The following is a 20,743-nucleotide window of genomic DNA, read 5'->3' as shown; positions in this document are numbered from 1 at the left end:
GCCATCGAAAAGATGGCGCCGCCAGGGTCAGGTCCGCGACAGAGAAAGCTGTGTGAGAGAAGGAGGCAATGCGAACAGGCGCCCCGTCATGGCCGCCAGTGATGGTGCGCGCGGCAAACGTTCGCGAATGCGAGAAGAGGGGACGTGACGGAGGAAGGTCCGCGTGACGATGAGCACCAAGAAGCAGCAGATGATACCCAAGAGGCACCCGGCAACACCGATCATGATGTCGTTTGCTGTGTCCCCGGTCACGAATTGTTCGGCGGTCGCGCCGGCAACGCTTTCACCCGAACCCGCCGAGACATGGCCGGCGGAAGGCGTTCCTAGTGACGACGAGGATGTCGTGCTCAGATACGGAGTCGCGTCCGTCGCGTCACGGTGGCCGCCCGGCCATGCTCCGACAACGAGAAGAAGCGCCAGCCCGAGGGCTGTAATGATCTTCGTTATCAGGAAATCGTCGGCGCGGCTGGCGCAGTTGCGAGTGCGACCGTAGACGACCATGACCTCAGGATGCTACCAGCCCCACCAATCAAGATTCCTTGCGAACTCGTGAGCCACGCGCTGGTTCTACCGGCGAAACGAGGAAGTCTTGGGACGTCCGCTGAGCCAGCCCATCGCCCATTCAACTGGGCCAGTTCCGGCGAAGCGCCACCACAGCCAACCCACCACGATCATGCCCGGAACGATCACCAGCCAGCCCAAGTAGAAGTTCTCTGCAGAGCGGCCATACGCGTTACTCCAGAGCGCGATGAGGCCGCCATGCAGCAAGTACAGGGACAACGCCACCCGACCGCACGCGCACAGGGGAACAAAAGGGGTCTGCTGCTCGGCGCGCAGCTCGTCGGCACCCGCGGTGCGGAGATCTCCAAGCGCGTCGACACCTACGCCACGGCTCTGCACCACGGCATGACCGTCGCAACGATGAGTGACCTCGACCTCTCCTGCACGCCCCCGCTCGGCTCCCCATGGGACGCCGTGCAGCTCGCAACGCAGGCATGGGAGCGCCAAACTCGGACGAGCACTTTGGTGTAAGTAACCCCTAGGATCGGCTACCTCAGCCCAAGTCGTTGCTGCGATCCGAACCCGGGAAAGATTGTGACCGTTCGGGGCGGCCTAGCGGGGCAGCGCAGTGAGTCCGCTCTGATCGAAGACCAAGATGTCGCCGCCGTTCGTGATGGTGATCGCTTGTGCGGAGCCGTGGGTTGTGCCGGCGGGAACCCACTCCGCGCCTGATGCGGGTCTGACCCAGATCTGTCCGCCGTTGCCGACACCGACGAGGCGCTTGCTATCGGGTGAAGCGGCGAGGAGGTAGAGCAGCGGTGCATCGTTCACGGTGGTGAACGTGGCGCCCTCATCCGCGCTGACTTGCAGCCCGTCGGGTGTGGCGGCGAACAGTTGCCCTGCGGCGTCGATGGCGAGGTTGACCGCGACGACTTCCCCGGCGGGCGACCATGTCTGTCCGGTGTCGTCGCTGCGGAGCAGTTCGATGGAGTCTGACGCAAGCCCGTACAGGCTCTCGTCCGGGCCGGCGGCGAGAGCGTGGAAGTCCTTCTCTCCGGTGAGCGAGACCGGTGACCAGGATCGGGCGCTGTCGTCGCTTCGGATGATTCCGAGGTTGGGGGAACCGAGTTCGGGGGCAGTCGTTCGCCCGGGGTGTCCAGACGCGATGAGGGTATCCCCGATGGCGGTGAGGCCCATCGCGTCAAAGTCGGTGTTCTGGACGCGGTCGCCAATTTCGCCGTCAAGCGTGGCCGTGTAGATCCCGTCGTGGGCGCCCAGTAGGTAGCCGTCTCCTGAGGGGTCAGGCACGATCGCGTGGACGTGTTCGATGGTGGTGGCGTGGTCGTGTCCGGTGGTCGGCTCGGCAGGTGCTGTGCACCCGGCGAGCACGATGCTGGCCGCGATTGTCGTAGCGATCGTGAGTGCTCCGCGACGTCGCAGGCGGGAAGTAGGCAGGGTGAAGTTCTTGAGGGTTCGCATGATGGTGTCCGCAAACAGATCTATGGGTGGGGTGCGGGAGTCCCGCACCCCACCCGTGGATCACGGAGTTGCGAGGATCTCCTTCATGGTGGCGATCTCTTCCGTTTGCGTGTCGATGATGGTCTCGGCCAGTGCGACGGCGTCGCTGTTCTGACCGTTGTCGACTTCGTCTTGCGCCATGTCGACGGCACCCTCGTGGTGCTGGATCATCTGCTCGAGGAACAGACGCCCCGCATCGGGACCGGCGGCATCTTCGAGGGCCTGCATGTCCTCTTCGGACATCATGCCGCTGCCGTGATCCATGCCCTCCATGCTGTCCATCTCCGCGCCCCAGTCTTCGAGCCACTGGTCCATCTGCTGGATCTCGGGCTCCTGAGCGGCTTTGATTTCTTCGGCGAGAGAGACGACGCGCTCGTCAACGCCGTCCTTGCTGAGGAGGACGTCGGACATCTCGATGGCCTGTGCGTGGTGTTCCTTCATCATGCTGGCGAACATGATGTCGGCGTCATTCGCATCTGCTGTCTCTGCGGGCGCGGACGAGCTGCCGCCGTGGTCCATGCCTTCCATGCCGTTGTCGGATCCGGTGGTTCCCGCGCAGCCGGCGAGGGCGAGCAGTGCGGTGAGGGTGAGTGCGGCGATCGCCGCGGGTCGAATCTTCATGAGGGTTCTCCAAGGGTCAGTGATGGGGCCCGGCGGCTGCCGGTGCCCGAGGGTGCGTTGCCCGCCAGAGCGGGCTAGCGCGTGATCACGTGCGACTGATGCAGAGAACCGTGAGAGATGGAGGCGGGGGAAGGGCGTGAGCGCGGGCGGGCCCGCGTGTTGTCGCGGGCGCGCGGGTCGCAACCAAGAGGGTGTGCCGCCAGCCGAGCCCGATCCGCCTGAGAAGGATGGTGGCCACCAGGAGCGCGAGGACGCACGCCATCCACGTCATCGAATCTCCGGCCCCACACGTCGCGCATCCCGCCTCCTGTGTCGGCGCGGCTGGCACGAGGGCGGTCGCGGAGGCGTCGGGGTGATGGGCGGATACTTCGGCCTGAGTGCTGACGGTGACGGTGTCATGGTGACCGGCGGCCGTCGCATGCGAGTTGAAGGAGTGCATCGCCAGTAGGCCGGCGATAATGCCCACGGCGATCGCGAGGACGGCCAGGACGGTGTGGGTGAGCGTGCGCGGTCCGCGCACCTGTTGTGAGACCTTGATCAGCGACATACTCACCTCCCGTTCGCCCCAGCCTACATCCGTCGACCTAACTGTTTCTCGCTACTTACCGGCCACGGCGTCCGGGCGCAGATCCAGTCGGCGCAGCAGCTGCGCGTTGAGCGCGACGACGATGGTTGACAGGGACATCAGCAGCGCGCCCACGGACATCGGGAGCACGAACCCGATCGGGGCGAGCACTCCGGCGGCGAGGGGGACGGAGAGCAGGTTGTAGCCGGCGGCCCACCAGAGGTTCTGCTTCATCTTCCGGTAGCTGGCCCGCGACAGTTCGATCACCGAGAGCACCGACCGGGGGTCGTCGCTGGCGAGGATGACGCCCGCGGACGCGATCGCAACATCCGTCCCGGCGCCGATGGCGATGCCGACGTCGGCCTGCGCGAGCGCGGGGGCGTCGTTGACACCGTCTCCGACCATCGCGACCTTGCGCCCTTCGCCTTGCAGCTCTTTCACCTTCGAGGCCTTGTCTTCGGGTCGGACCCCGGCGAAGTACCGGTCGATGCCGAGCTCGCCCGCGACGGAGGCTGCGACCGCGTCGGCGTCACCGGTGATCATGACCACCTGCACGCCACGCTCGTGGAGGGCCTCGACGGCGTGACGCGACTCCGAGCGGATCTCATCCGCCAAGCGCAGGGCACCCGCGACCTGTCCGTCGACGAGCACGTGGAGGATGATCGCACCCTCACGGCGCCACTCGTCGGCGACCGGTAGCTCGGAGGCGTGTTCCTGCTCGAGCATGTACGGGCCACCGACCTGCACCACGCGCCCATCGACACGTGCACGGACCCCGACCGCCGGGGACGATTCGAAATCGGCTGACGAGGGGACCGTGAGGGTCTTCTCTTTCGCCGCGTTGACGATCGCGCGGGCGAGGGGGTGTTCGGAGTCTGCTTCCGCGGCCGCGGCCCAGGCCAGCAGCTGGTCAGGGTCGGTCCCGGAGACGGGGTCGATCGCGGTCACGGCGGGGGTGCCCTTGGTGAGCGTGCCGGTCTTGTCGAACAGGACGGTGTCGACGGTGCGCATGCTCTCCAGCGCGAGACGGTCCTTGATCAGCACGCCTCCGCGAGCGGCACGCTCGGTGGCGATCGACACGACGAGCGGGATCGCCAGACCGAGCGCGTGCGGGCAGGCGATCACCAGCACGGTGATCGTGCGGATCACGGCGGCGTCGGGCATGCCGACGATCGTCCAGACGATGGCGGTGATCGCGGCGGCGCCGAGCGCGAACCAGAACAGCCACCCGGCGGCCTTGTCTGCGAGCCGCTGCGCGCGCGAGGATGAATTCTGCGCTTCGGTCACCAGCTTTTGGATCCCCGCGAGAGCGGTGTCGTCGCCGATCGCGGTGATCTCGACCCGCACCCCGGAATCGGTGGCGACGGTGCCGGCGATGACCTGGTCGCCGTCGCTGCGGCGCACGGGCCGGGACTCGCCGGTGATCATCGACTCGTCCATGCTGGCCGAGCCCTGCACGATCCGCCCGTCAGCGGGCACCCGCCCGCCTGGGCGCACCACCACCACGTCACCCACCAGCAGATCGGACGGGGCGACCGTCACGGTCGTGTCGCCTTCGATCTTTTCCGCCTCGTCGGGCAGCAGTGCAGCGAGGGAATCCAGTGCTGAGGTGGTCTGTGCGAGGGAGCGCATCTCGATCCAGTGGCCGAGCAGCATGATCACGATCAGCAGCGCCAGCTCCCACCAGAAGTCCAGCTCATGATGGAGGAGGCCGAGGCTCGCGCCCCAGGATGCGAGGAACGCGACCGTGATCGCGAGGGCGATCAGGAGCATCATTCCGGGCTTGCGGGCACGAAGTTCACTCACCGCGCCGGTGAGGAACGGGGCCCCACCCCAGATGTACATGACCGTCCCGAGAACCGGGGACACCCACCCAACCCAGGCGGCTTCCGGCAACGGGTACCCGAGCAGCATCGAGAACATCCCCGAGAACCCGACAACCGGGACCGCAAGGACCAGCATGATCCAGAACAACCGCCGGAACTGGCCCACGTGATCGCCGTGGCCCGCGTGACCGCCGTGGCCCGCGTGACCTTGAGGAGCGCCGTGGTCGTGGCTCATCGCCGCGTGGTCATGCTGCGCCGTCGGCGCGGTGCCGGGATTCTCGTGTGCGATGTGATGGGTGTGCTCGTCGTGCTGGCTCATCAGAACTCCTTGTTCGATGCGCCCGGGGTCGAGCCGGGTGCGGACGGATAAGTGAATCAGGCCTGGCTGGTCGCGAGGCTGTAACCGGCCTCTTCGACCGCAGCCCTCACGGCAGCGGGATCGACAGGGGCTGCGCTGTGGATCGTCACGCGGGACGAGCCGCCGGCGTTCAGGTCGACAGCGACGAACGCGACACCGTCAAGCGCGCTCAGTTCCTCACTGACGCTCGACACACAGTGCGAGCACGTCATTCCCGTGACCAGTACCTCTTCCGAGACCGGGGCCGCCACAGGAGCGGATGCCTCGATGTTCGATGGGGCTGCGCAGCATGCGCAACCAGCGTTTGCGTCCTTCAGTCCGAGTTCGATGCGGTCAGTCATAGTGAATTTCTCCAGATCGTTAGACGTGTGGTTATGAACGGACCAGGCGAGCGATGGCGTCGTTAGCTTCGCGGACCTTCTCCGCCGCAACCTCGCCACCCTCAGCGCTTGCCTGAGCGACGCAATGGCTCAGATGGTCACCCAGGAGCGACAAGGCCACCGTTTCGAGCGCCTTCGTGGCCGCAGCGACCTGCGTCAGGATGTCGATGCAGTACTTGTCCTCATCGACCATCCGCGAGATACCTCGCACCTGACCCTCAACCCGACTCAATCGCTTGCGCAGATCCGCCTTGTTGTCGGTGTAACCGTTCATACCCACAACATACCCCCTGGGGGTATGTAACTCAACAGGCACCGGCCTATTCCCGAACGACAGCCTCCGGCTGCAGTTTCGCGGGACGATCGCTATCGAGCGCCCGGCGGCATGCGGCGTCGTCCACCACAGCAGGATCGCGCACCTCACGACTGGTTGACGCGGCGACGAACAGAACGCCATAACATTCGATCGAATTGATAACCAGTCAGCGGTCACTGTATAGTTCAGTGCATGCTGACCATTGCTTCCCGTCTTGATGTGATGAACCGACTCGGCCGGGCCATGGCTGATCCGACCCGTTCCCGGATCTTAATGACGTTGCTCGACGGACCGAGCTATCCCGCTGTGCTCTCGCGCGAACTGGAGCTGACGCGCTCGAACGTGTCGAACCACCTCACCTGCCTGCGCGATTGCGGCATCGTCGTTGCCGAGCCGGAGGGCCGTCAGACCCGATACGAAATCGCCGACCCGCACCTAGCTGCTGCCCTCGTCGCACTGGTGGACGTGACGCTGGCTGTCGACGTGCACGCCCCGTGCGTGGACTCGGCGTGCACGGTGGCGGGCTGCTGCGGAGCGGGGGCTGGCGCGTGAGCGAGGCGTGTGGTTGCGAGCATGAGCCTGCCGCCACGGCGGGAGAGGAACACGAAGAGGCTGAGCGGCCCTGGTGGAAAGACCGCGGGATCATGGTGCCGATCTTCTCGGGTGTCGCGTTCCTGGGGGGTCTGATCCTCGAGTGGTCCGGCTTAGAGATCCCGGCGTTGGTGCTGTTCTGGGTCGGACTACTGCTGGGCGCGTCGACGTTCACGCCGGGCGCGATCCGGAAACTATTCAAGGGCAAGCTCGGCATCGGGTTGCTGATGACGATCAGCGCGATCGGCGCAGTCATCCTCGGGTACGTGGAGGAGGCTGCAGCTCTGGCGTTCTTGTACTCGATCGCTGAGGCGCTCGAGGACAAGGCGATGGACCGCGCCCGCGGCGGGCTAAGGGCACTGCTGAAGCTCGTGCCGGAGACAGCGACGGTGCTGCAGGGCGGTGTCTCCGCGCAGGTACCGGCGAGAGAGTTGACGGTTGGCCAGGTCATGGTGGTCCGCCCGGGTGAGCGGATCGCGACCGATGGGATCGTCCGATCCGGGCGCTCCAGCCTGGACACATCGGCGATCACCGGGGAGTCGATCCCGGTCGAGGTCGAGCCTGGCGATGTTGTGTCGGCCGGTGCGATCAACAGTGCCGGCGCGCTGGAGGTTGAGGCGACGGCTGCGGGCACCGATAACTCGCTCACGACGATCGTGGAGCTGGTCGAGAAAGCGCAGACCGACAAGGGCGAGCGTGCCCGTCTCGCGGACAGGATCGCCCGCCCACTGGTGCCCGGCGTTCTGATCCTCGCGGCGCTCGTCGCGATCATCGGTTCGCTGCTGGGTGACCCGGAGGTGTGGATCACCCGCGCGCTCGTCGTGCTGGTCGCGGCGTCTCCGTGTGCGCTGGCGATCTCGGTCCCGCTGACGGTCGTCGCTGCGATCGGCGCCGCGAGCAAGTTCGGTGTGATCATCAAGTCCGGCGCCGTTTTCGAGCGCTTCGGTACGGTCCGGCACGTCGCCGTCGACAAGACCGGAACCCTTACCCGCAACGAACCCGTGGTCACCGCCGTACTCACCGCGAACGGTGTAACCGAGGTCCAGGCGTTGGCGTGGGCGGCTGCGCTGGAGCAGCACAGCACACATCCTCTTGCCTCAGCGATCACCGCCGCAGCTCCGGGGACACCGGCAGCTGCAGATGTGACCGAGCAGGCCGGCCACGGTATTGACGGCACCGTCGACGGATCGAGAATCACCGTCGGCAGTCCCCGCTGGCTGGACGCCGGCGACCTCGTTGAGCGGGTCGCAACGCTGGAAGAGCAGGGCATGACCGTCGTCATCGTGCACCGAGACGGGTCACCGGTCGCCGCGATCGGCGTCCGCGACGAGCTGCGCCCTGAAGTCCCCCAGGTAGTCCGGACACTCACCGGCCAGGGCGTCGGGGTGACGATGCTCACCGGCGACAACGCCCGGACCGCTCGTGCCCTGGCTGCGCAGGCCGGGATCAGCGATGTGCGCGCGGAGCTGCGCCCGGAGGACAAGGCGACCGCGATCGGGGAACTGTCGAAGGCGGGACCGGTCGCGATGATCGGCGATGGCATCAACGATGCCCCCGCCCTCGCGGGCGCAGACGTCGGCATCGCGATGGGCGCGACCGGCTCCGACGCAGCGATCGAATCCGCGGACGTGGCCTTCACCGGCCATGATCTACGCCTCATCCCGCGGGCGTTCGATCACGCCCGGCGCGGTCGACGGATCATCAACCAGAACATCATCCTGTCGCTGCTGATCATCACCGCCCTGCTCCCGCTCGCGCTCTTCGGCGTCCTGGGGCTCGCGGCTGTCGTCCTGGTCCACGAGGTCGCCGAGGTCATCGTGATCCTCAACGGCCTGCGGGCCGCCCGCACCCGCACGCCACGACTGGGACGCTGATGCTCGCCACCATTGGATCAGCGATCGGCCTGTTCGCGGCAACCAACATCGACGACATCGTCGTGCTCACCGTGCTTTTCCTCGCCTCCAGCCGAGGGAAACCCCGGCCGTGGCAGATCGTCGCAGGCCAGTACCTCGGGTTCATCACCCTCGTCGTCATCAGCGTGATCGCCGCGCTCGGCCTCACCATCGTCCCGGACGAATGGGTCGGCTTCCTTGGCCTGATCCCGCTCGGCATCGGCATCTGGACGCTCATTCGCGGCCTGCGCCGCAACGGCGATGACGATGACGACGACTCCAAGATCACCGCGGTCGGACTGTGGGGCGTCGCTGGTATCACGATCGCCAACGGGGCGGACAACATCTCCCTCTACACGCCGATCTTCCGCACCAGCACGCCCGGCGACGTCGCGATCATGATCGTCGTGTTCCTCATCCTCGTTGCCGTCTGGTGCGCGGCGGGCCGGCTCATCGGCACTAACAAGGCAGTCACCGAGGGGTTGGAGCGCGTCGAGCACTGGCTTGTACCGGCAGTTTTCATCGGTCTGGGCCTGTTCATCCTGATCGAATCCGGGGTCATCGTCCGTCTGATCGAGGTCCTCGCATGATCCCTTCCGAAACAGAAGCTCACCCGCCCGCTGTGCGCGAGCGGTCGTCGGCGCGGCGGTGGCAGCTCACTGGTGGAGCGCTCCTGATCGCCGTGATTGTCGTGTTGATTGATCAGGGAACGAAGGTGTGGGCTGAAGCGGCCCTCACTGAGCGTGAGCGCGTCCCCCTAATCGGTGACCTGTTGGGTTTGCAGCTCGCCTACAACCCCGGAGCGGCATTCTCCTTCGGGGAAGGCTTCACCTGGGTGTTCGCGCTGCTAGCCGTCGCCGCCACCGTCACAGCAATCGTGTTCGCGTTCCGAGTACAACGCCTGGGATGGGCAATCGTCATCGGCGCGCTCGGAGGAGCTGCCGCCTCACACGCAGGCGACCGCCTTTTCCGCGATCCGGGATTCGCCCGCGGACACGTCGTGGACTTTCTCGCCTACGGAAATTGGTTCATCGGGAACATCGCCGACATCGTGATCTTCGCCGCAGCGGTCACCGGAGCGCTCCTCATGATCCGCGCCGGCGATGAGGCCACAAAGTGAAACCGCTTTGAGAAGCGGGGACAACCCATCAACTCGCCCTCTACATCGGCGCTATTGCTCGGCGCGCAGCTCGTCGGCACCCGCGGTGCGGAAATTTCCAAGCGCATCGACACCTACGCGGCAGCGCTGCACCACAGCATGACGATCGCCGCAATGAGCGACCTCGACCTCTCCTACACGCCCCCGCTCGGCTCCCCCTGGGATGCCGTGCAGGTCGCAACACAGGCATGGGAGCGCGAAGTCCGGACAATCGCCGTGGTGTAGCTCGCCCGTGCGTGCGGCTTCTGAGTGTGGGGACTACGTAGGCGGGCGGTCACGTCGTAAGCGAAGCGCGACCCACAAACCGCATCGTCGACAGATGAACGCACCGTCGTCTCCGAGGGCGTGCAGCTTCCTTCGTGGTAGATGCCGGCCGCAGCACGTGCAGGCGACATCGAGCTCAGTCTCCATAGGCCCTCATTGCCTCTCGGATCTGTTCAACCGTTGGCATCCCGGCCAACCCAGCAGGTGTGCTGTAGATGCGGCAAGCCAACTCACTACTACGATCCGACCCCGGGAAGAGATCGTTTCCGTCCACCGTGATCGTCGGGGAGCCCGCAAATTGAACCCCGGCGGCGTCTTCCTCTGTTCGGATGAGTCGATAACGCAGGCTCAATCCGTCGTGGCCTGTTTCGCTAAGCGCCTCGGCAACACGACGACTGGCCTCAACCCAGCTAGGGCAATCAGCGATATGCAGCAGCTCAATCTCCACGACTCAATCATCCTCGATTCTCTGCTGATGTCGTGACCCATTTGTGGTGGAGGGCTATCACCGAAAACGATCGTTTCCGGCCGACGTACCGAGGTCGCCGGCCGATTGTGCGACACGCCGGTCGCGCACCTGCCGAAAACCCCTGCCCGAACCTGTTGCGCCGAAACGGCCCGCCCGACCCTTTAGGCAATGTGAAAGCGGCCGCGATTTCCGACAAGTTTCGTGAGACAACCGGCAGTTTCCGCAGCGCACCACTCACCCGTCTTTCCGGGGGTGCTCCGTCTCACCAACCGACAAGTTTCGTGAGATCGGACAGATGTCCCTTCTCACGAAAGGTGGCGGATTCTCGCGTAGTTGGCGGAACGACTCACGAAACGTGTCTGATGCTCACGAGAGGTGTCGGACCTGTGATTTTCGGCAGGGTCATCGACCCCGCCGGAAACGATCGTTTCCGGCGGTGTGCGCTGTCAGGCTTGTGATGGGCTGCCGGAACGGATCACCAGAACCCGCTTTCGGCAGACGGATTCGACGTGGTCGGCTAGTGCTCATTCCTTCGTTGGTCAGCGGGGCCAGAAGTGGCGCGTCGGGCCTAGAGCAGTCGGGGCCAGACCCAGGCGAGGTCCTGGATCGACGGGGCGAGCGGTTGGTCGGGGCGGGGGAGGGCGGACGTGAGCATGAGCCCGGAGGCGATCTGCGTGATCAGTGTGGCGGACGTGTGGAGTTCTTCTCGGGTGCGGTCGGGCGCGATGTCGGTGAGTTTGAGCGTGATGATGCTCTGCACCTCGTCGGCGAGGGGGCGCAGCCGGAGCGCCTGACGTTCGGCGAGAGCGGGTGATGTCGAGAGGAGAGCGATCCGGGCGAGGAGGAGTTCGTGGTCGCTGTCCCCGGGTGTCGGGAGTCGCACGAGGTTGAGGGCGCCGGCGAGCACACCGACAGTGGTGGAGCTCAGGTATTCACGGGTGCGCTGCTCGTCGACCTGGGGGAGATCCTTGCCGAGAAGTGCGTCTTCCTTCGTGTCGAAGTGGTTGAAGAACGTGCGCTGAGCGATGCCGGCTTCCGCGCAGATCTGATCGACAGTCACTGCCGCTACGCCGTGCTCTGTGGCGAGGCGCACCGCGGCGGACTCGATGGCGCGCGCGGTGGCTCGTCCTCTCGCGTTGCTGTTCCCGCGCGCGCTCATCGTTTCGCTCATCCTCTATTCGTACCGCAGGGCGTCGATCGGGTTCTTCTTCGCCGCTCGTCGCGCGGGAAGTGTTCCGGCGAGGAAGGCGATGATGACGATGAGTGCGATGACGCCGATGATCCCGCTGGGCTGGAAGAGCAGGACGGTCAGGCCCGAGAGCCCCGAGAGAGGCCCGCTGGCGAGTGCGCCGTTGAGTGGCAGCCCGACAGCGATCGCAACGACCACGCCGAGCGCGCTGCCGAGGAAGCCGATCACGGCGGCTTCGAGGCTGAAGAGGGTGAAGATGCGGCCGCTGCCCATTCCCATCGCCTTCATCAGGCCGATCTCTCTTGTTCGTTCCTGCACGCTCATCAGGAGCGTGTTCACGATGCCGAAGGTGGCGGCAAGGAGCGCGATAATCGCGAAGGCGTTCAGCACGCCCGTGATCCCGGTGATGATCGTCTGCACGACTCCGAGTTGATCTTTGATGGTCTGGGCCGACATCCCGGCCTCGGTGATCCTGTCTTTCAGCTGCGCGATCTGAGCATCAGTGGCGTCCGCGTCGAAGTAGGCCACGGCCACCTGGTAGCGGTCGGGAGCGCTGGAGCCAGCTTTCTGCTCCTGGGCGATCGCGGCAACCAGCGCCGAGTTCGCGCCCGCTCCCGCGCTGAGCAGGCTCGTGTTCGAGACACCCACGACGGTGGCGGTCTCGGCGTGCTGTGTTCCGGTGACGTCGGTGAATCCGAGCGTAAGGGTGGCGCCCACCGCCTCTTCGTTGCTGCCCAGGTCGAGGGGATTGACATAGTCCTCGGGCAGGATCACCTGATACTCGGAGCTCGACGAGTCCAGCTGATCGCCCGCGGTGAGGTCGGCCTGGGCGATCGAAGAGGTTGGCGCGATCGTGAACTGGTACCTGTCGCTGCCATCGGCCTCCACGTAGTCGATGGCGACTGTCGACACGGGTTCCACGTCCCGGAGACCACCGATCTCAGAGAGTGTCCTGATGTCGGAGTCCGACAAAGCACTTGTGGAGCCAGTCAGCGGATTGCCGGTGCCCGTTCCGGGGCTGGAGGTCGCGGGGTCGTACTTTTGCGGACCGCTGTCGGTAGCGGTCGCGCTCGAGTCCTTGGACACGAGGAACACGTCGTTCGCGCCGAGAGACGCGACTTGCTTGGTGACGTAGTCCGACACTCCGGCCCCGAGGGCCGTCGTGAGAGTGAGGGTGAACGCGCCGATGAACAGCGCGAGGACGGTGAGGGTCGTGCGCAGCTTGCTTCGGAACGTGTTCGCGAACGCGGTCCGGATCAGATCGGTAGTCTTCATGCCGCCACCTCCGCCGTGTCGACGATGCGGCCGTCCCGAACGAGGATCTGGCGGTCGCACCGAGCGGCGAGATCCTCGTCGTGCGTGACGAGCACGAGAGTGATCCCCCGCTCCCGATTCAGCTGGAACAGCTCCTCCTCCACCAGGCTCCCCGTCGCCGAGTCCAGGTTGCCAGTGGGCTCGTCCGCGAAGATCACCGCTGGCTCACCGACCAGCGCGCGAGTGAGGACCACGCGCTGCTTCTGTCCACCGGAAAGATCGCTTGCCCGATTCTTGGCCTTGTCCTTCAGGCCGAACTTCTGCAACGCCGCAAGGCCGCGGGCGCGACGCTCGCGCCCAGAGACACCGGCAATCTTCAGCGGCAGAGTCACGTTATCCAGAACGGACGTGTTCGCGGTGAGGAAGAACTGCTGGAACACGAACCCGAACTGACGGTTGCGCAGCTCGTTCACCTCCCGCGGCCGCAGCCCGGAGGCGTCGCGCCCCTCGACGATCACGGCGCCCTCGTCCGGCGCGTCCAGGAGGGCGAGCAGATGCATCAGCGTCGACTTGCCCGACCCGCTCTTCCCGACGATCGCCACGGACTCGCCTTTGCGGATCCGCACCGTGACGTCGTCGAGGGCCCGGAACCGCCCTTCGCCCTTCCCGTACCACTTGGACAGCCCACGCGCCTCCAGGAGGGGAGAGGACTCTTGCTCACTGTTCATGGCAGTAACTGTAGCAACTTTCTACAGTTACTGCCATAACGAGGCGAGCTCATCAGGTGGAACTTGCACATACCTTCCGGGCGGCCGGAAAGGATCGTTTCTGGCACGACGCCGCCGAACGGGCCAGATGGGCACCAACTAACGTCCTTCAGAACCGTCGATCTACGGAGGTAATCGGCGGGGCGTCCGCTGCCCGCCCCGGTCGACGTCGAGAAGCTTGAACCGGTCTGTCAGTATGGCGTCATGTCCGGCACACACAAGCTCGCGCCTGTACTCGCCGCACTCGCCTTGGCTGCAGCCGCGCTGGCCGGGTGCACCGCCACAGTGCCAGCGGCAGATCAGACATCTAAGTCATCCGCTCCCACGGCTGTCGGCGACCCAAGTACCGGGGCTATGCCGACGCCGGGATCGACCGAGCCGGAATCCTGCTCCGGCATGTCGGAGGTCTACGGAGACGGCGGCGGTCTGTATTGGGAACGGCGGGGGACTCTCCGAGATCTGGGCCCACGTGAGTTCGCGCGGGGCGAGGTGACAGTCGATGGGGACGGCACTCCCGTGACCTATACCGTTCAGCCTGGAGACGTCGAGGCGGTGGTCGCTGAACGACTCTGCGCGTACTCAGCTCTTGCCTCGATGAACCACAGGCGCGACATTCACCCCGGCCAGGTGCTTTGGCTCACGCCCGACCCCGACCTCCCTTGGGTGCCGTACTACAACCCTTGGGATGCGCCTGCCGGGTTCCCGCAGATTCCTTACCAGCAGGCGATTGAGTCTGCCGGCGCGGCCGTTGACGCCGGTGATGTGGACACCGTGCGGAAGATCTGGAACGGCACCCTGAAGGCTATGTTCACCAGCCAGGAAACCGTCGCCGCCGTCCAGAAGGTCGTCGACTCCGGCGACCTCAACGCCCTCCGCCAACTCTTCTCCTGACGCGGTCATATTTCGGAGTCGGCTCCGTGGGCCGGCTACTAGGCTCACAGCGTGGACACCGCTACGCCCTTCGACCAAGCCGCGTGGGTCGCGAAACAGAGAGCGGCCAAGCGGCGACGGGTGATGTGGACCGCGCTCATCATCGCGGCAGCGCTGCTGGCATTGTTCTACGGCGGACGCGTCGCCTGGCTGACCATGATGGCGACGGAAGGGGACGTCCCGCCGGCGTCGTCGGTTCCGCTGCCGGAGGGGGCGGAGGTACTCGGCGACAGCATCGGCTGTGGAAGCGGCGGATGCTCGGTGACCTTCACCGTGCGACCTCCCGCGGGACAGTCCCCGCAGGCGCTCGCAGAAGAGATGGGCGCCACCCCGCAGATGTCGATACCCGGCACTTTCTGGGACCCTCGCACCGTCTGGGTGTCGGCGCGACCGGCGGGCAGTGTCCTGAACCTCATCGTCGACTACTGGTCCACGGAGTGGATTCCGTAGAACTCCACGCTCACGACGCTCTCGCGAGACCGGACGAGATCCACAAGCCGTCGAATCCGGGGCCGAGATCTTCGATCTCATCTCGATACCGAGGTGCCACGGGGAATGCAACATTGAAGTTGCAGTTCAGTTCGCCAAGAACCGCTCGATCGCTGCGATCGTCGTGGCGTTGTCGCGGTGGGGAACCGCGCGGATCCCGCAACTCTCTGCTCCCCGCGCCGGGGCGTCGTTGTCATCGATGAAGAGGACATCCTCCGCACGCGCTCCCATCCGTTCGAGGGCGGTGAGGTACGCGCCGGCGTCCGGCTTCGCCACCCCCTGCTCATGGCTGTAACAGATCGGATCGAATCTCCGCCTGACCGGCACAAAGCAATGCGATATATTGCACAGCGGGTAGAACGTCAGGTTCTACGTTCTTTCTCTCTCGCTGGAGGACATGTGGCACTGTCGGGTGGACCGCTCGAGCGCAAGTCCATGAGCGACGAGGCCTATGCCCGCTTGCAGGACGCGATCATCTCGGGCGAACTGCCCCCGGGCGAACGTCTGCGCGACTATGACCTCGCCGAGCGCCTGGGCACGTCGAAGACTCCGATCCGCCACGCGCTCGACCGTCTGGCCGATCACGGCCTCGTCGAGATGCAGCGCAACCGCTACACGCGGGTGGCCCCGATCGATCTCGAACGAGTCCGCAACGCCGTCGACCTCTTCGGTGACATCTGGATCGGATCCCTCCGTCATGAGAAGGCGGTGATCGAGGCCGATGACCTCGCGCACCTGACCGCCCTCGCGGACGAGGTGGTCGAGGCCGCACGCGTGCGCGACGTGGCCGGCTTCGGTATCGCGCTCCGGTCTCTCGCGACCGCGTTCGCCCGCATCGAAGGCAACGGTGCGCGCGCAGCTGCCATCGAGCGTCTCGACCCCCAGATCCGCCGATTCGCTCAGCACGCTCGTGATGCCTTCGACGCGGAGGCCGTCTCCGCGTGCGTCGAAGCACTTCGCGTGGCGCTGATCGAGCGTGACGTGGTGGAGACCAGAAGCGTTCTCGTGACTCTCTTCGACGATGTGCTCAGCGGCATGATCGACCGCGCCGAAGAGCGGGGTCTCGTCCGCTCCGACCCGGAGTAGCCACACCGCGCCGCATTCCCGGCCAATCCACAGGAACCGCAAAGGGTGTCCTCGTACTCTGGGATCTCCCAAGGGGAGTACTCCGACACGGTGGGATCGTCATTACGGATGCACGTCGCATCCCGGGCCACCGGTTCCTGTTTCACGGAATGGAGAAGACTTTGGCGGTACGGTCGTACCCCGAGTCTGGAGCCCTCATTTGGATATCACCCCGCTGATCTGGATCATCACGATCGCGATCACGATCGCTTTCTTCGTGTACGAGTTCTTCTCCCACGTTCGCACCCCGCACGAGCCGACGATCGCGGAGTCGGCGCGCTGGTCGATCTTCTACATCAGCCTCGCGCTGCTGTTCGGCGTCGGGATCGGCGTCTTCTCCGGCTGGACGTTCGGCGGCGAGTACTTCGCCGGCTACCTCACCGAGAAGGCGCTGTCGATCGACAACCTCTTCGTCTTCCTGATCGTGATGACCGGCTTCGCCGTGCCGAAGAAGTACCAGCAGAAGGTGCTGATGATCGGCATCGTGATCGCGCTGATCCTGCGAGGGATCTTCATCGCCATCGGCGCGACGCTCATCGAGAACTTCTCGTGGATCTTCTACCTGTTCGGCGCCCTGCTCCTCGTGCTCGCGTATCGCCAGGCGTTCAGCAACCATGAGAGCAACCCCGCGAACGGACGGTTCATGACGTTCGTCCGCCGTCACCTGCCCGTCAGCGACGAGTACAACGGCGACCGGCTCACGGTCGTGAAGAACGGCAAGCGCTTCGTCACGCCGATGCTGCTCACGATCATCGCCATCGGGTTCATCGACCTTGTGTTCGCCGTCGACTCGATCCCCGCGATCTACGGTCTCACCGACCAGGCCTACATCGTCTTCACGGCGAATGCCTTCGCGCTCATGGGTCTGCGCCAGCTGTACTTCCTCATCGGAGGACTGCTGGAGCGTCTCGTGTACCTGGCTCAGGGCCTCGCCGTCATCCTCGGATTCATCGGCGTCAAGCTCGTCCTGCACGCGCTGCACGTCAACGAGCTGCCGTTCATCAACGGCGGCCAGGGCGTCGAGTGGGCGCCGGAGATCCCGATCTGGTTCTCCCTGCTGTTCATCGGCGCGACCATCGCGGTGGCCACCGCCGCGAGCCTCCTCAAGACCCGTCGCGCGCCCGGCGAGGTCACCTCTTCCACCGACACCACCCCTACTCACAAGGAGCACTCTTGAGCGCGCAGCGCTGTTCTGACTCTTCGGACTCTGACAGTACGAGCGCCCGGTTCATCCCGGGCGCTCATCCCACCACAGACGAGGTGGCCCGCTGATGGGCGACCTGCTCTGGAACATCGCCCTCGTCTTCGCGTTCGTGCTGATCGGCGGTGTCTTCGCTGCGACGGAGATGGCCCTGGTCACGCTCCGCGAGAGCCAGATCAACGCGATCGGGCAACGGGGCCGCCGTGGGGCGAAGGTCGCGGCACTCGCCCGCAACCCCAACACCTTCCTCTCGGCTGTGCAGATCGGCGTGACGGTCGCGGGCTTCGCCTCGGCCGCGTACGGCGCCACATCGATCGCACCGTCCTTGGCGCCGTTGCTGGAGTCATGGGGCCTCGCCCCCGCACTCGCCCTCACGATCGCGACCGTCATCCTCACCCTCGTGATCGCCTACCTGTCGCTCGTGCTCGGAGAACTCGTGCCCAAGCGGCTCGCGATCCAGCGCAACGCCCAGTTCGCATACGCCGTGGCCCCCGCTCTCAACGGGTTCGCGGTGATCATGCGTCCGGTGATCTGGCTGCTCTCCGTGTCGACCGACGCGCTCGTGCGACTGCTCGGCGGTGACCCCCGGAAGATGGGCGACGAGATGACCGACGAGGAGGTGCGCGACATCGTCGCGAGCCACCAGGGTCTGCCCGAAGACGAACGCCGCATCCTCGACGATGTGCTGTCCTTGCGGGGACGCCAGGTCAGCGAGGTCATGCGACCGCGGCCGGAGGTCGTGGCCCTCGACGAAGATGCCAACGTCGGTGATGTGCTGGCCCAGGTGCGGGACCTCCCGTATTCGCGCTACCCCGTCTCGAACACGTCCATCGACGACATCGCGGGGTTCGTCCACGTACGGGACCTGTTCGAGGCGTCGTCCGACGACCCAGCGCGTCCGCTCCGTGCGCTCGTCCGCGACATCCCGTACATCCCCTCCAGCGCGCGCGTCCTGCCTACGCTGACGCGGATGCGGGCCGAAGGGCACCACATCGCGGTCGTCGTCGACGAGTACGGCGGCACGGACGGTCTCGTCACGTTGGAGGACCTCGTCGAGGAGGTCGTCGGCGAGATCTTCGACGAGTACGACGCCGAGGAGTACTTCTCCGCGGAAGAGGGACTCGACGGGCGGCTCAACCTGCAGGACTTCGAGGAGGCGACCGGGCTGGCGATGCCGCGGGGCTCGTCCGACACGATCGCAGGTTTCGTGACCGAGCAGTTGGGTCGCCTCGCGGTCGTCGGCGACACGGTCGAGGTGCCCGGTGCCTCGATTCAGGTCATGGCCCTGGATCGTCGTCGCATCTCCCGTGTGCGGGTCACACCGCAGGAGAGCCCGGAGCCCGTCGAGGACTGATGCCGACGGGTGAGCCTTCTCGTCAGGGGCGCACGCCGGTGAGACGCTCGGCGGCCGCCCACACCGCGGCTCCGGTCGTGGGGGAGCGGACCTCGTCCGAGGCTGTCACTCGTCGTGGTGCCCCACGGAACTCGAGCAGTCCACCCGGTCCCCAGTAGTCGCCGTTCACCACCTCCGCGGAGGTCGCCGCGTGCACGATGGGCAGCGCTCCGCCGTCCTTGCCCTGCACGAGCACCCGAGTGGGCGCCGTCAGGGCGCGGAGGAACCCGGAGACGTGGGCGAGGCCGGGGCGCGGGGGAGTGAGCGGGTCGACGGCATAGCCCGGGTGCGCGACGACCGCCGACCGCGAAGAGTCCGACCAACGCCGTGCGAGCTCGAAAGCGAAGGCCATCAACAGCGCCTTCGAGCGTCCGTACTGGCGGAGCGAGGAACCGCTCCACGGGGCGTCGAGGGTCGCGGGGTCGAGCCGCGCGAAACGGTGTGCGATCGAGCCCACCGCGACCACGCGGGCATCCGGTGTGAAGAGCGGTTCGAGCTGCGCCACGAGGGCGAAGTGGCCGAGGAAGTTGGTGCCCACCATGAGGTCGAAGCCGTCGCTCGTACGCGCCGCAGGGTCGGCCGCCTTCACCCCCGCGTTGCAGATCACCACCTCGATCCGCTCGCCCACCTCCGCAGCGGCGTGAGTGATGCTGTCGAGCGAGCCGAGGTCGAGCGCCAGCACGTGCAGCTCGGCATCCGGCACGCGGCTCCGGATCGCCGAGGCCGCCGTCTGCGCGCGCTCCGATGAGCGGCAGCCCAACAACACGCGGGCTCCGCGAGCGGCCAGCTGCTCGGCGCACCAGTAGCCGATGCCCGCGTTCGCCCCGGTGACCAGCACCGTGCGTCCGCGCAGGTCTCCGGCAGGTGTGAGAGGAGCGGCATCCATCTCCCTAACTTAGGCGCTGTGCGCGCCGACGGTCAGTGGCCGTGGTCGTGGTCGTCCTCGTTCTCGAGGAGCATTCCGATCGAGGTGGCGCAGGCGTCGCCCTTCCAGGCTTCGATGCCCTCGCGCACGGCGAAGGCGGCGATCACGAGTCCGGCGACGGCGTCGGCCCACCACCACCCCAGCAGCGAGTTGACGACCAAGCCGATCAGCACGGCGGCGGAGAGGTACGTGCAGATGAGAGTCTGCTTCGAGTCTGCGACCGCCGTCGCCGATCCGAGCTCCCGGCCCGCGCGACGTTCGGCGAACGACAGGAACGGCATGACCGCGACGCTGACCGCCGTGAGGATGATGCCGATCGTGCTGTGCTCCGGGCGCTCGGCCGTGACCAGCGCGGTCACGGAGGTCGTGGTGACGTAGGCGGCGAGGGCGAAGAACGCCACGGCGATCACGCGCAAGGTGGGTTTCTCCCAGCGCTCCGGATCGCGGCGGGTGAACTGCCAGGCGACGGCGGCCGCGGACAGCACCTCGATCGTCGAGTCCAGCCCGAAGCCGATGAGAGCCGCGGACGATGCGACCGTCCCCGCCGTGATCGCGATGATCGCCTCGACCACGTTGTAGCCGATCGTGACACCGACGAGGAGGCGGATGCGACGATGCAGGGTCTCCCGACGCGCGTCGGTGAGCGTCGACGACATCAGCAGGTGCATCCTTCATCCGAGCAGCAGTCCGGTTCGACGATGAGGGTGACCCGCAGGAGCATGTCGAGGGCCGGTGCGAGGTGACGGTCGGCGAGACGATAGCTGCTGCGACGCCCATCAGGCACGCTCTCGACGAGCCCACAGCCGCGGAGACAGGCGAGGTGGTTCGACAGGGCCTGGCGGGAGACGCCGAGGGCTTCGGCCAGATCAGCGGGGTAGCCGGGGGCTTCGCGCAGAGCGAGGAGCACGGCGGCGCGAGTCGGGTCGGAGAGTGCGTGTCCCAGACGCGCGACAGCGGATGTGTGGGTCAGCGATGCGAGAGTGGTCGTCACGCACTCGATGATACAGAAA

The 20,743-nt window shown here is 66.0% G+C and carries 26 protein-coding genes; 11 read left to right on the top strand and 15 right to left on the bottom strand.

The features are described from left to right. Positions 1–27: 27 nt before the first annotated feature. Positions 28–501 carry a hypothetical protein gene (locus KV397_RS13675; protein ID WP_029259136.1) on the bottom strand — a complete coding sequence of 158 codons (474 nt, stop codon included), beginning with the start codon at positions 499–501 and terminating at the stop codon, positions 28–30. Between the two features lie 258 nt (positions 502–759). Here KV397_RS13675 and KV397_RS13670 point away from each other — a divergent pair, with 258 nt between their 5' ends. Beyond that, a complete protein-coding gene (locus KV397_RS13670) occupies positions 760–1,032 on the top strand; it encodes a hypothetical protein (RefSeq protein ID WP_029259137.1) in 273 nt (90 codons plus the stop codon). Between the two features lie 81 nt (positions 1,033–1,113). On the opposite strand, the gene KV397_RS13665 is transcribed toward KV397_RS13670, so the two are convergent. The 6 genes from KV397_RS13665 to KV397_RS13640 form a co-directional block, all read right to left on the bottom strand. Continuing rightward, a complete protein-coding gene (locus tag KV397_RS13665) occupies positions 1,114–1,980 on the bottom strand; it encodes a F510_1955 family glycosylhydrolase (protein ID WP_045278977.1) in 867 nt (288 codons plus the stop codon). A gap of 60 nt (positions 1,981–2,040) precedes the next feature. Further along, entirely contained in the window at positions 2,041–2,640 is a 600-nt protein-coding gene (locus tag KV397_RS13660; protein ID WP_029259139.1) for a DUF305 domain-containing protein, read from the bottom strand. 85 nt (positions 2,641–2,725) lie between these two features. Then, a complete protein-coding gene (locus KV397_RS13655; protein WP_051671013.1) occupies positions 2,726–3,187 on the bottom strand; it encodes a DUF6153 family protein in 462 nt (153 codons plus the stop codon). Between the two features lie 51 nt (positions 3,188–3,238). Then, positions 3,239–5,350 carry a heavy metal translocating P-type ATPase gene (locus tag KV397_RS13650; RefSeq protein ID WP_200935185.1) on the bottom strand — a complete coding sequence of 704 codons (2,112 nt, stop codon included), beginning with the start codon at positions 5,348–5,350 and terminating at the stop codon, positions 3,239–3,241. A gap of 56 nt (positions 5,351–5,406) precedes the next feature. Beyond that, positions 5,407–5,730 carry a heavy-metal-associated domain-containing protein gene (locus KV397_RS13645; RefSeq protein WP_029259143.1) on the bottom strand — a complete coding sequence of 108 codons (324 nt, stop codon included), beginning with the start codon at positions 5,728–5,730 and terminating at the stop codon, positions 5,407–5,409. A gap of 31 nt (positions 5,731–5,761) precedes the next feature. Next, a complete protein-coding gene (locus tag KV397_RS13640; protein WP_029259144.1) occupies positions 5,762–6,043 on the bottom strand; it encodes a metal-sensitive transcriptional regulator in 282 nt (93 codons plus the stop codon). 234 nt (positions 6,044–6,277) lie between these two features. Here KV397_RS13640 and cmtR point away from each other — a divergent pair, with 234 nt between their 5' ends. From cmtR to KV397_RS13615, 5 genes are read left to right on the top strand one after another with little or no spacing between them, the layout of a single operon-like run. After that, a complete protein-coding gene (gene cmtR / locus KV397_RS13635; protein WP_029259145.1) occupies positions 6,278–6,637 on the top strand; it encodes a Cd(II)/Pb(II)-sensing metalloregulatory transcriptional regulator CmtR in 360 nt (119 codons plus the stop codon). Then, on the top strand, positions 6,634–8,550 hold the full coding sequence (locus KV397_RS13630) for a heavy metal translocating P-type ATPase (RefSeq protein ID WP_036271584.1): 1,917 nt from the start codon (positions 6,634–6,636) through the stop codon (positions 8,548–8,550). The genes cmtR and KV397_RS13630 overlap by 4 nt, the downstream gene beginning before the upstream one ends. Next, positions 8,550–9,158: a cadmium resistance transporter gene (locus KV397_RS13625; protein WP_029259147.1), complete on the top strand. Its 609-nt coding sequence runs from the start codon at positions 8,550–8,552 to the stop codon at positions 9,156–9,158. The genes KV397_RS13630 and KV397_RS13625 overlap by 1 nt, the downstream gene beginning before the upstream one ends. Beyond that, positions 9,155–9,688 carry a signal peptidase II gene (locus tag KV397_RS13620; RefSeq protein ID WP_231494440.1) on the top strand — a complete coding sequence of 178 codons (534 nt, stop codon included), beginning with the start codon at positions 9,155–9,157 and terminating at the stop codon, positions 9,686–9,688. The genes KV397_RS13625 and KV397_RS13620 overlap by 4 nt, the downstream gene beginning before the upstream one ends. A 54-nt stretch (positions 9,689–9,742) precedes the next feature. Beyond that, complete coding sequence (locus KV397_RS13615) at positions 9,743–9,952, top strand: hypothetical protein (protein ID WP_029259149.1); 210 nt, start codon at positions 9,743–9,745, stop codon at positions 9,950–9,952. Between the two features lie 175 nt (positions 9,953–10,127). Here the strand turns inward: KV397_RS13615 and KV397_RS13610 are convergent, their stop codons facing one another. The 4 genes from KV397_RS13610 to KV397_RS13595 all read right to left on the bottom strand — a co-directional run bounded on the left by KV397_RS13610 (position 10,128) and on the right by KV397_RS13595 (position 13,631). Continuing rightward, on the bottom strand, positions 10,128–10,439 hold the full coding sequence (locus KV397_RS13610) for a thioredoxin family protein (RefSeq protein WP_081860107.1): 312 nt from the start codon (positions 10,437–10,439) through the stop codon (positions 10,128–10,130). Between the two features lie 589 nt (positions 10,440–11,028). Next, entirely contained in the window at positions 11,029–11,631 is a 603-nt protein-coding gene (locus KV397_RS13605; RefSeq protein WP_131494475.1) for a TetR/AcrR family transcriptional regulator, read from the bottom strand. Between the two features lie 3 nt (positions 11,632–11,634). Continuing rightward, positions 11,635–12,924 carry an ABC transporter permease gene (locus KV397_RS13600; RefSeq protein ID WP_261811487.1) on the bottom strand — a complete coding sequence of 430 codons (1,290 nt, stop codon included), beginning with the start codon at positions 12,922–12,924 and terminating at the stop codon, positions 11,635–11,637. After that, positions 12,921–13,631 carry an ABC transporter ATP-binding protein gene (locus KV397_RS13595; protein ID WP_261811486.1) on the bottom strand — a complete coding sequence of 237 codons (711 nt, stop codon included), beginning with the start codon at positions 13,629–13,631 and terminating at the stop codon, positions 12,921–12,923. Before KV397_RS13595 ends, KV397_RS13600 begins: the two co-directional genes overlap by 4 nt. Positions 13,632–14,186: 555 nt before the next feature. Here KV397_RS13595 and KV397_RS13590 point away from each other — a divergent pair. Together KV397_RS13590 and KV397_RS13585 are read left to right on the top strand one after the other, a co-directional pair. Next, positions 14,187–14,561, top strand: coding sequence for a hypothetical protein (locus KV397_RS13590; protein WP_261811485.1), 375 nt, complete (start codon positions 14,187–14,189; stop codon positions 14,559–14,561). 51 nt (positions 14,562–14,612) lie between these two features. After that, positions 14,613–15,050 carry a hypothetical protein gene (locus KV397_RS13585; protein ID WP_131494479.1) on the top strand — a complete coding sequence of 146 codons (438 nt, stop codon included), beginning with the start codon at positions 14,613–14,615 and terminating at the stop codon, positions 15,048–15,050. Between the two features lie 126 nt (positions 15,051–15,176). On the opposite strand, the gene KV397_RS13580 is transcribed toward KV397_RS13585, so the two are convergent. Next, positions 15,177–15,416, bottom strand: coding sequence for an HAD family hydrolase (locus tag KV397_RS13580; protein ID WP_261811484.1), 240 nt, complete (start codon positions 15,414–15,416; stop codon positions 15,177–15,179). Positions 15,417–15,488: 72 nt separating this feature from the next. Here KV397_RS13580 and KV397_RS13575 point away from each other — a divergent pair, with 72 nt between their 5' ends. The 3 genes from KV397_RS13575 to KV397_RS13565 all read left to right on the top strand — a co-directional run bounded on the left by KV397_RS13575 (position 15,489) and on the right by KV397_RS13565 (position 18,769). Continuing rightward, positions 15,489–16,175, top strand: coding sequence for a GntR family transcriptional regulator (locus KV397_RS13575; protein WP_261811483.1), 687 nt, complete (start codon positions 15,489–15,491; stop codon positions 16,173–16,175). Between the two features lie 199 nt (positions 16,176–16,374). After that, positions 16,375–17,391, top strand: coding sequence for a TerC family protein (locus tag KV397_RS13570; RefSeq protein ID WP_131494480.1), 1,017 nt, complete (start codon positions 16,375–16,377; stop codon positions 17,389–17,391). A 94-nt stretch (positions 17,392–17,485) separates the two neighbouring features. Continuing rightward, the gene (locus tag KV397_RS13565) at positions 17,486–18,769 is read left to right on the top strand and encodes a hemolysin family protein (RefSeq protein WP_131494481.1); all 1,284 of its coding nucleotides are present in this window, start codon (positions 17,486–17,488) and stop codon (positions 18,767–18,769) included. Between the two features lie 22 nt (positions 18,770–18,791). Here KV397_RS13565 and KV397_RS13560 read toward each other — a convergent pair whose 3' ends face one another. The 3 genes from KV397_RS13560 to KV397_RS13550 are packed head-to-tail and all read right to left on the bottom strand — an operon-like array spanning position 18,792 to position 20,724. Then, positions 18,792–19,694, bottom strand: coding sequence for an SDR family NAD(P)-dependent oxidoreductase (locus KV397_RS13560; RefSeq protein ID WP_261811482.1), 903 nt, complete (start codon positions 19,692–19,694; stop codon positions 18,792–18,794). Between the two features lie 32 nt (positions 19,695–19,726). Further along, positions 19,727–20,389 (bottom strand): cation diffusion facilitator family transporter, encoded by a 663-nt coding sequence (locus KV397_RS13555; RefSeq protein WP_261811481.1) that lies wholly within the window; start codon positions 20,387–20,389, stop codon positions 19,727–19,729. Further along, on the bottom strand, positions 20,389–20,724 hold the full coding sequence (locus tag KV397_RS13550) for an ArsR/SmtB family transcription factor (RefSeq protein WP_261811480.1): 336 nt from the start codon (positions 20,722–20,724) through the stop codon (positions 20,389–20,391). Before KV397_RS13550 ends, KV397_RS13555 begins: the two co-directional genes overlap by 1 nt. Positions 20,725–20,743 lie beyond the last annotated feature (19 nt).

Source organism: Microbacterium aurugineum (assembly GCF_023101205.1).
GTDB classification, from domain to species: domain Bacteria; phylum Actinomycetota; class Actinomycetes; order Actinomycetales; family Microbacteriaceae; genus Microbacterium; species Microbacterium aurugineum.
Note: the sequence above shows the minus strand (reverse complement) of the source record. Positions and strands in the feature narration are given on the sequence as shown.

Bases quoted from the DNA above. Each gene is read 5' to 3' on its own strand.
- KV397_RS13645 (WP_029259143.1), bottom strand. From the start codon at position 5,730: ATGACTGACCGCATCGAACTCGGACTGAAGGACGCAAACGCTGGTTGC.
- KV397_RS13640 (WP_029259144.1), bottom strand. From the start codon at position 6,043: ATGAACGGTTACACCGACAACAAGGCGGATCTGCGCAAGCGATTGAGT.
- KV397_RS13595 (WP_261811486.1), bottom strand. From the start codon at position 13,631: ATGAACAGTGAGCAAGAGTCCTCTCCCCTCCTGGAGGCGCGTGGGCTG.
- KV397_RS13675 (WP_029259136.1), bottom strand. From the start codon at position 501: ATGGTCGTCTACGGTCGCACTCGCAACTGCGCCAGCCGCGCCGACGAT.
- KV397_RS13605 (WP_131494475.1), bottom strand. From the start codon at position 11,631: ATGAGCGAAACGATGAGCGCGCGCGGGAACAGCAACGCGAGAGGACGA.
- KV397_RS13665 (WP_045278977.1), bottom strand. From the start codon at position 1,980: ATGCGAACCCTCAAGAACTTCACCCTGCCTACTTCCCGCCTGCGACGT.
- KV397_RS13655 (WP_051671013.1), bottom strand. From the start codon at position 3,187: ATGTCGCTGATCAAGGTCTCACAACAGGTGCGCGGACCGCGCACGCTC.
- KV397_RS13650 (WP_200935185.1), bottom strand. From the start codon at position 5,350: ATGAGCCAGCACGACGAGCACACCCATCACATCGCACACGAGAATCCC.
- KV397_RS13625 (WP_029259147.1), top strand. From the start codon at position 8,550: ATGCTCGCCACCATTGGATCAGCGATCGGCCTGTTCGCGGCAACCAAC.
- KV397_RS13660 (WP_029259139.1), bottom strand. From the start codon at position 2,640: ATGAAGATTCGACCCGCGGCGATCGCCGCACTCACCCTCACCGCACTG.
- KV397_RS13620 (WP_231494440.1), top strand. From the start codon at position 9,155: ATGATCCCTTCCGAAACAGAAGCTCACCCGCCCGCTGTGCGCGAGCGG.
- KV397_RS13670 (WP_029259137.1), top strand. From the start codon at position 760: ATGCAGCAAGTACAGGGACAACGCCACCCGACCGCACGCGCACAGGGG.
- KV397_RS13600 (WP_261811487.1), bottom strand. From the start codon at position 12,924: ATGAAGACTACCGATCTGATCCGGACCGCGTTCGCGAACACGTTCCGA.
- KV397_RS13555 (WP_261811481.1), bottom strand. From the start codon at position 20,389: ATGTCGTCGACGCTCACCGACGCGCGTCGGGAGACCCTGCATCGTCGC.
- KV397_RS13560 (WP_261811482.1), bottom strand. From the start codon at position 19,694: ATGGATGCCGCTCCTCTCACACCTGCCGGAGACCTGCGCGGACGCACG.
- cmtR (WP_029259145.1), top strand. From the start codon at position 6,278: ATGCTGACCATTGCTTCCCGTCTTGATGTGATGAACCGACTCGGCCGG.
- KV397_RS13565 (WP_131494481.1), top strand. From the start codon at position 17,486: ATGGGCGACCTGCTCTGGAACATCGCCCTCGTCTTCGCGTTCGTGCTG.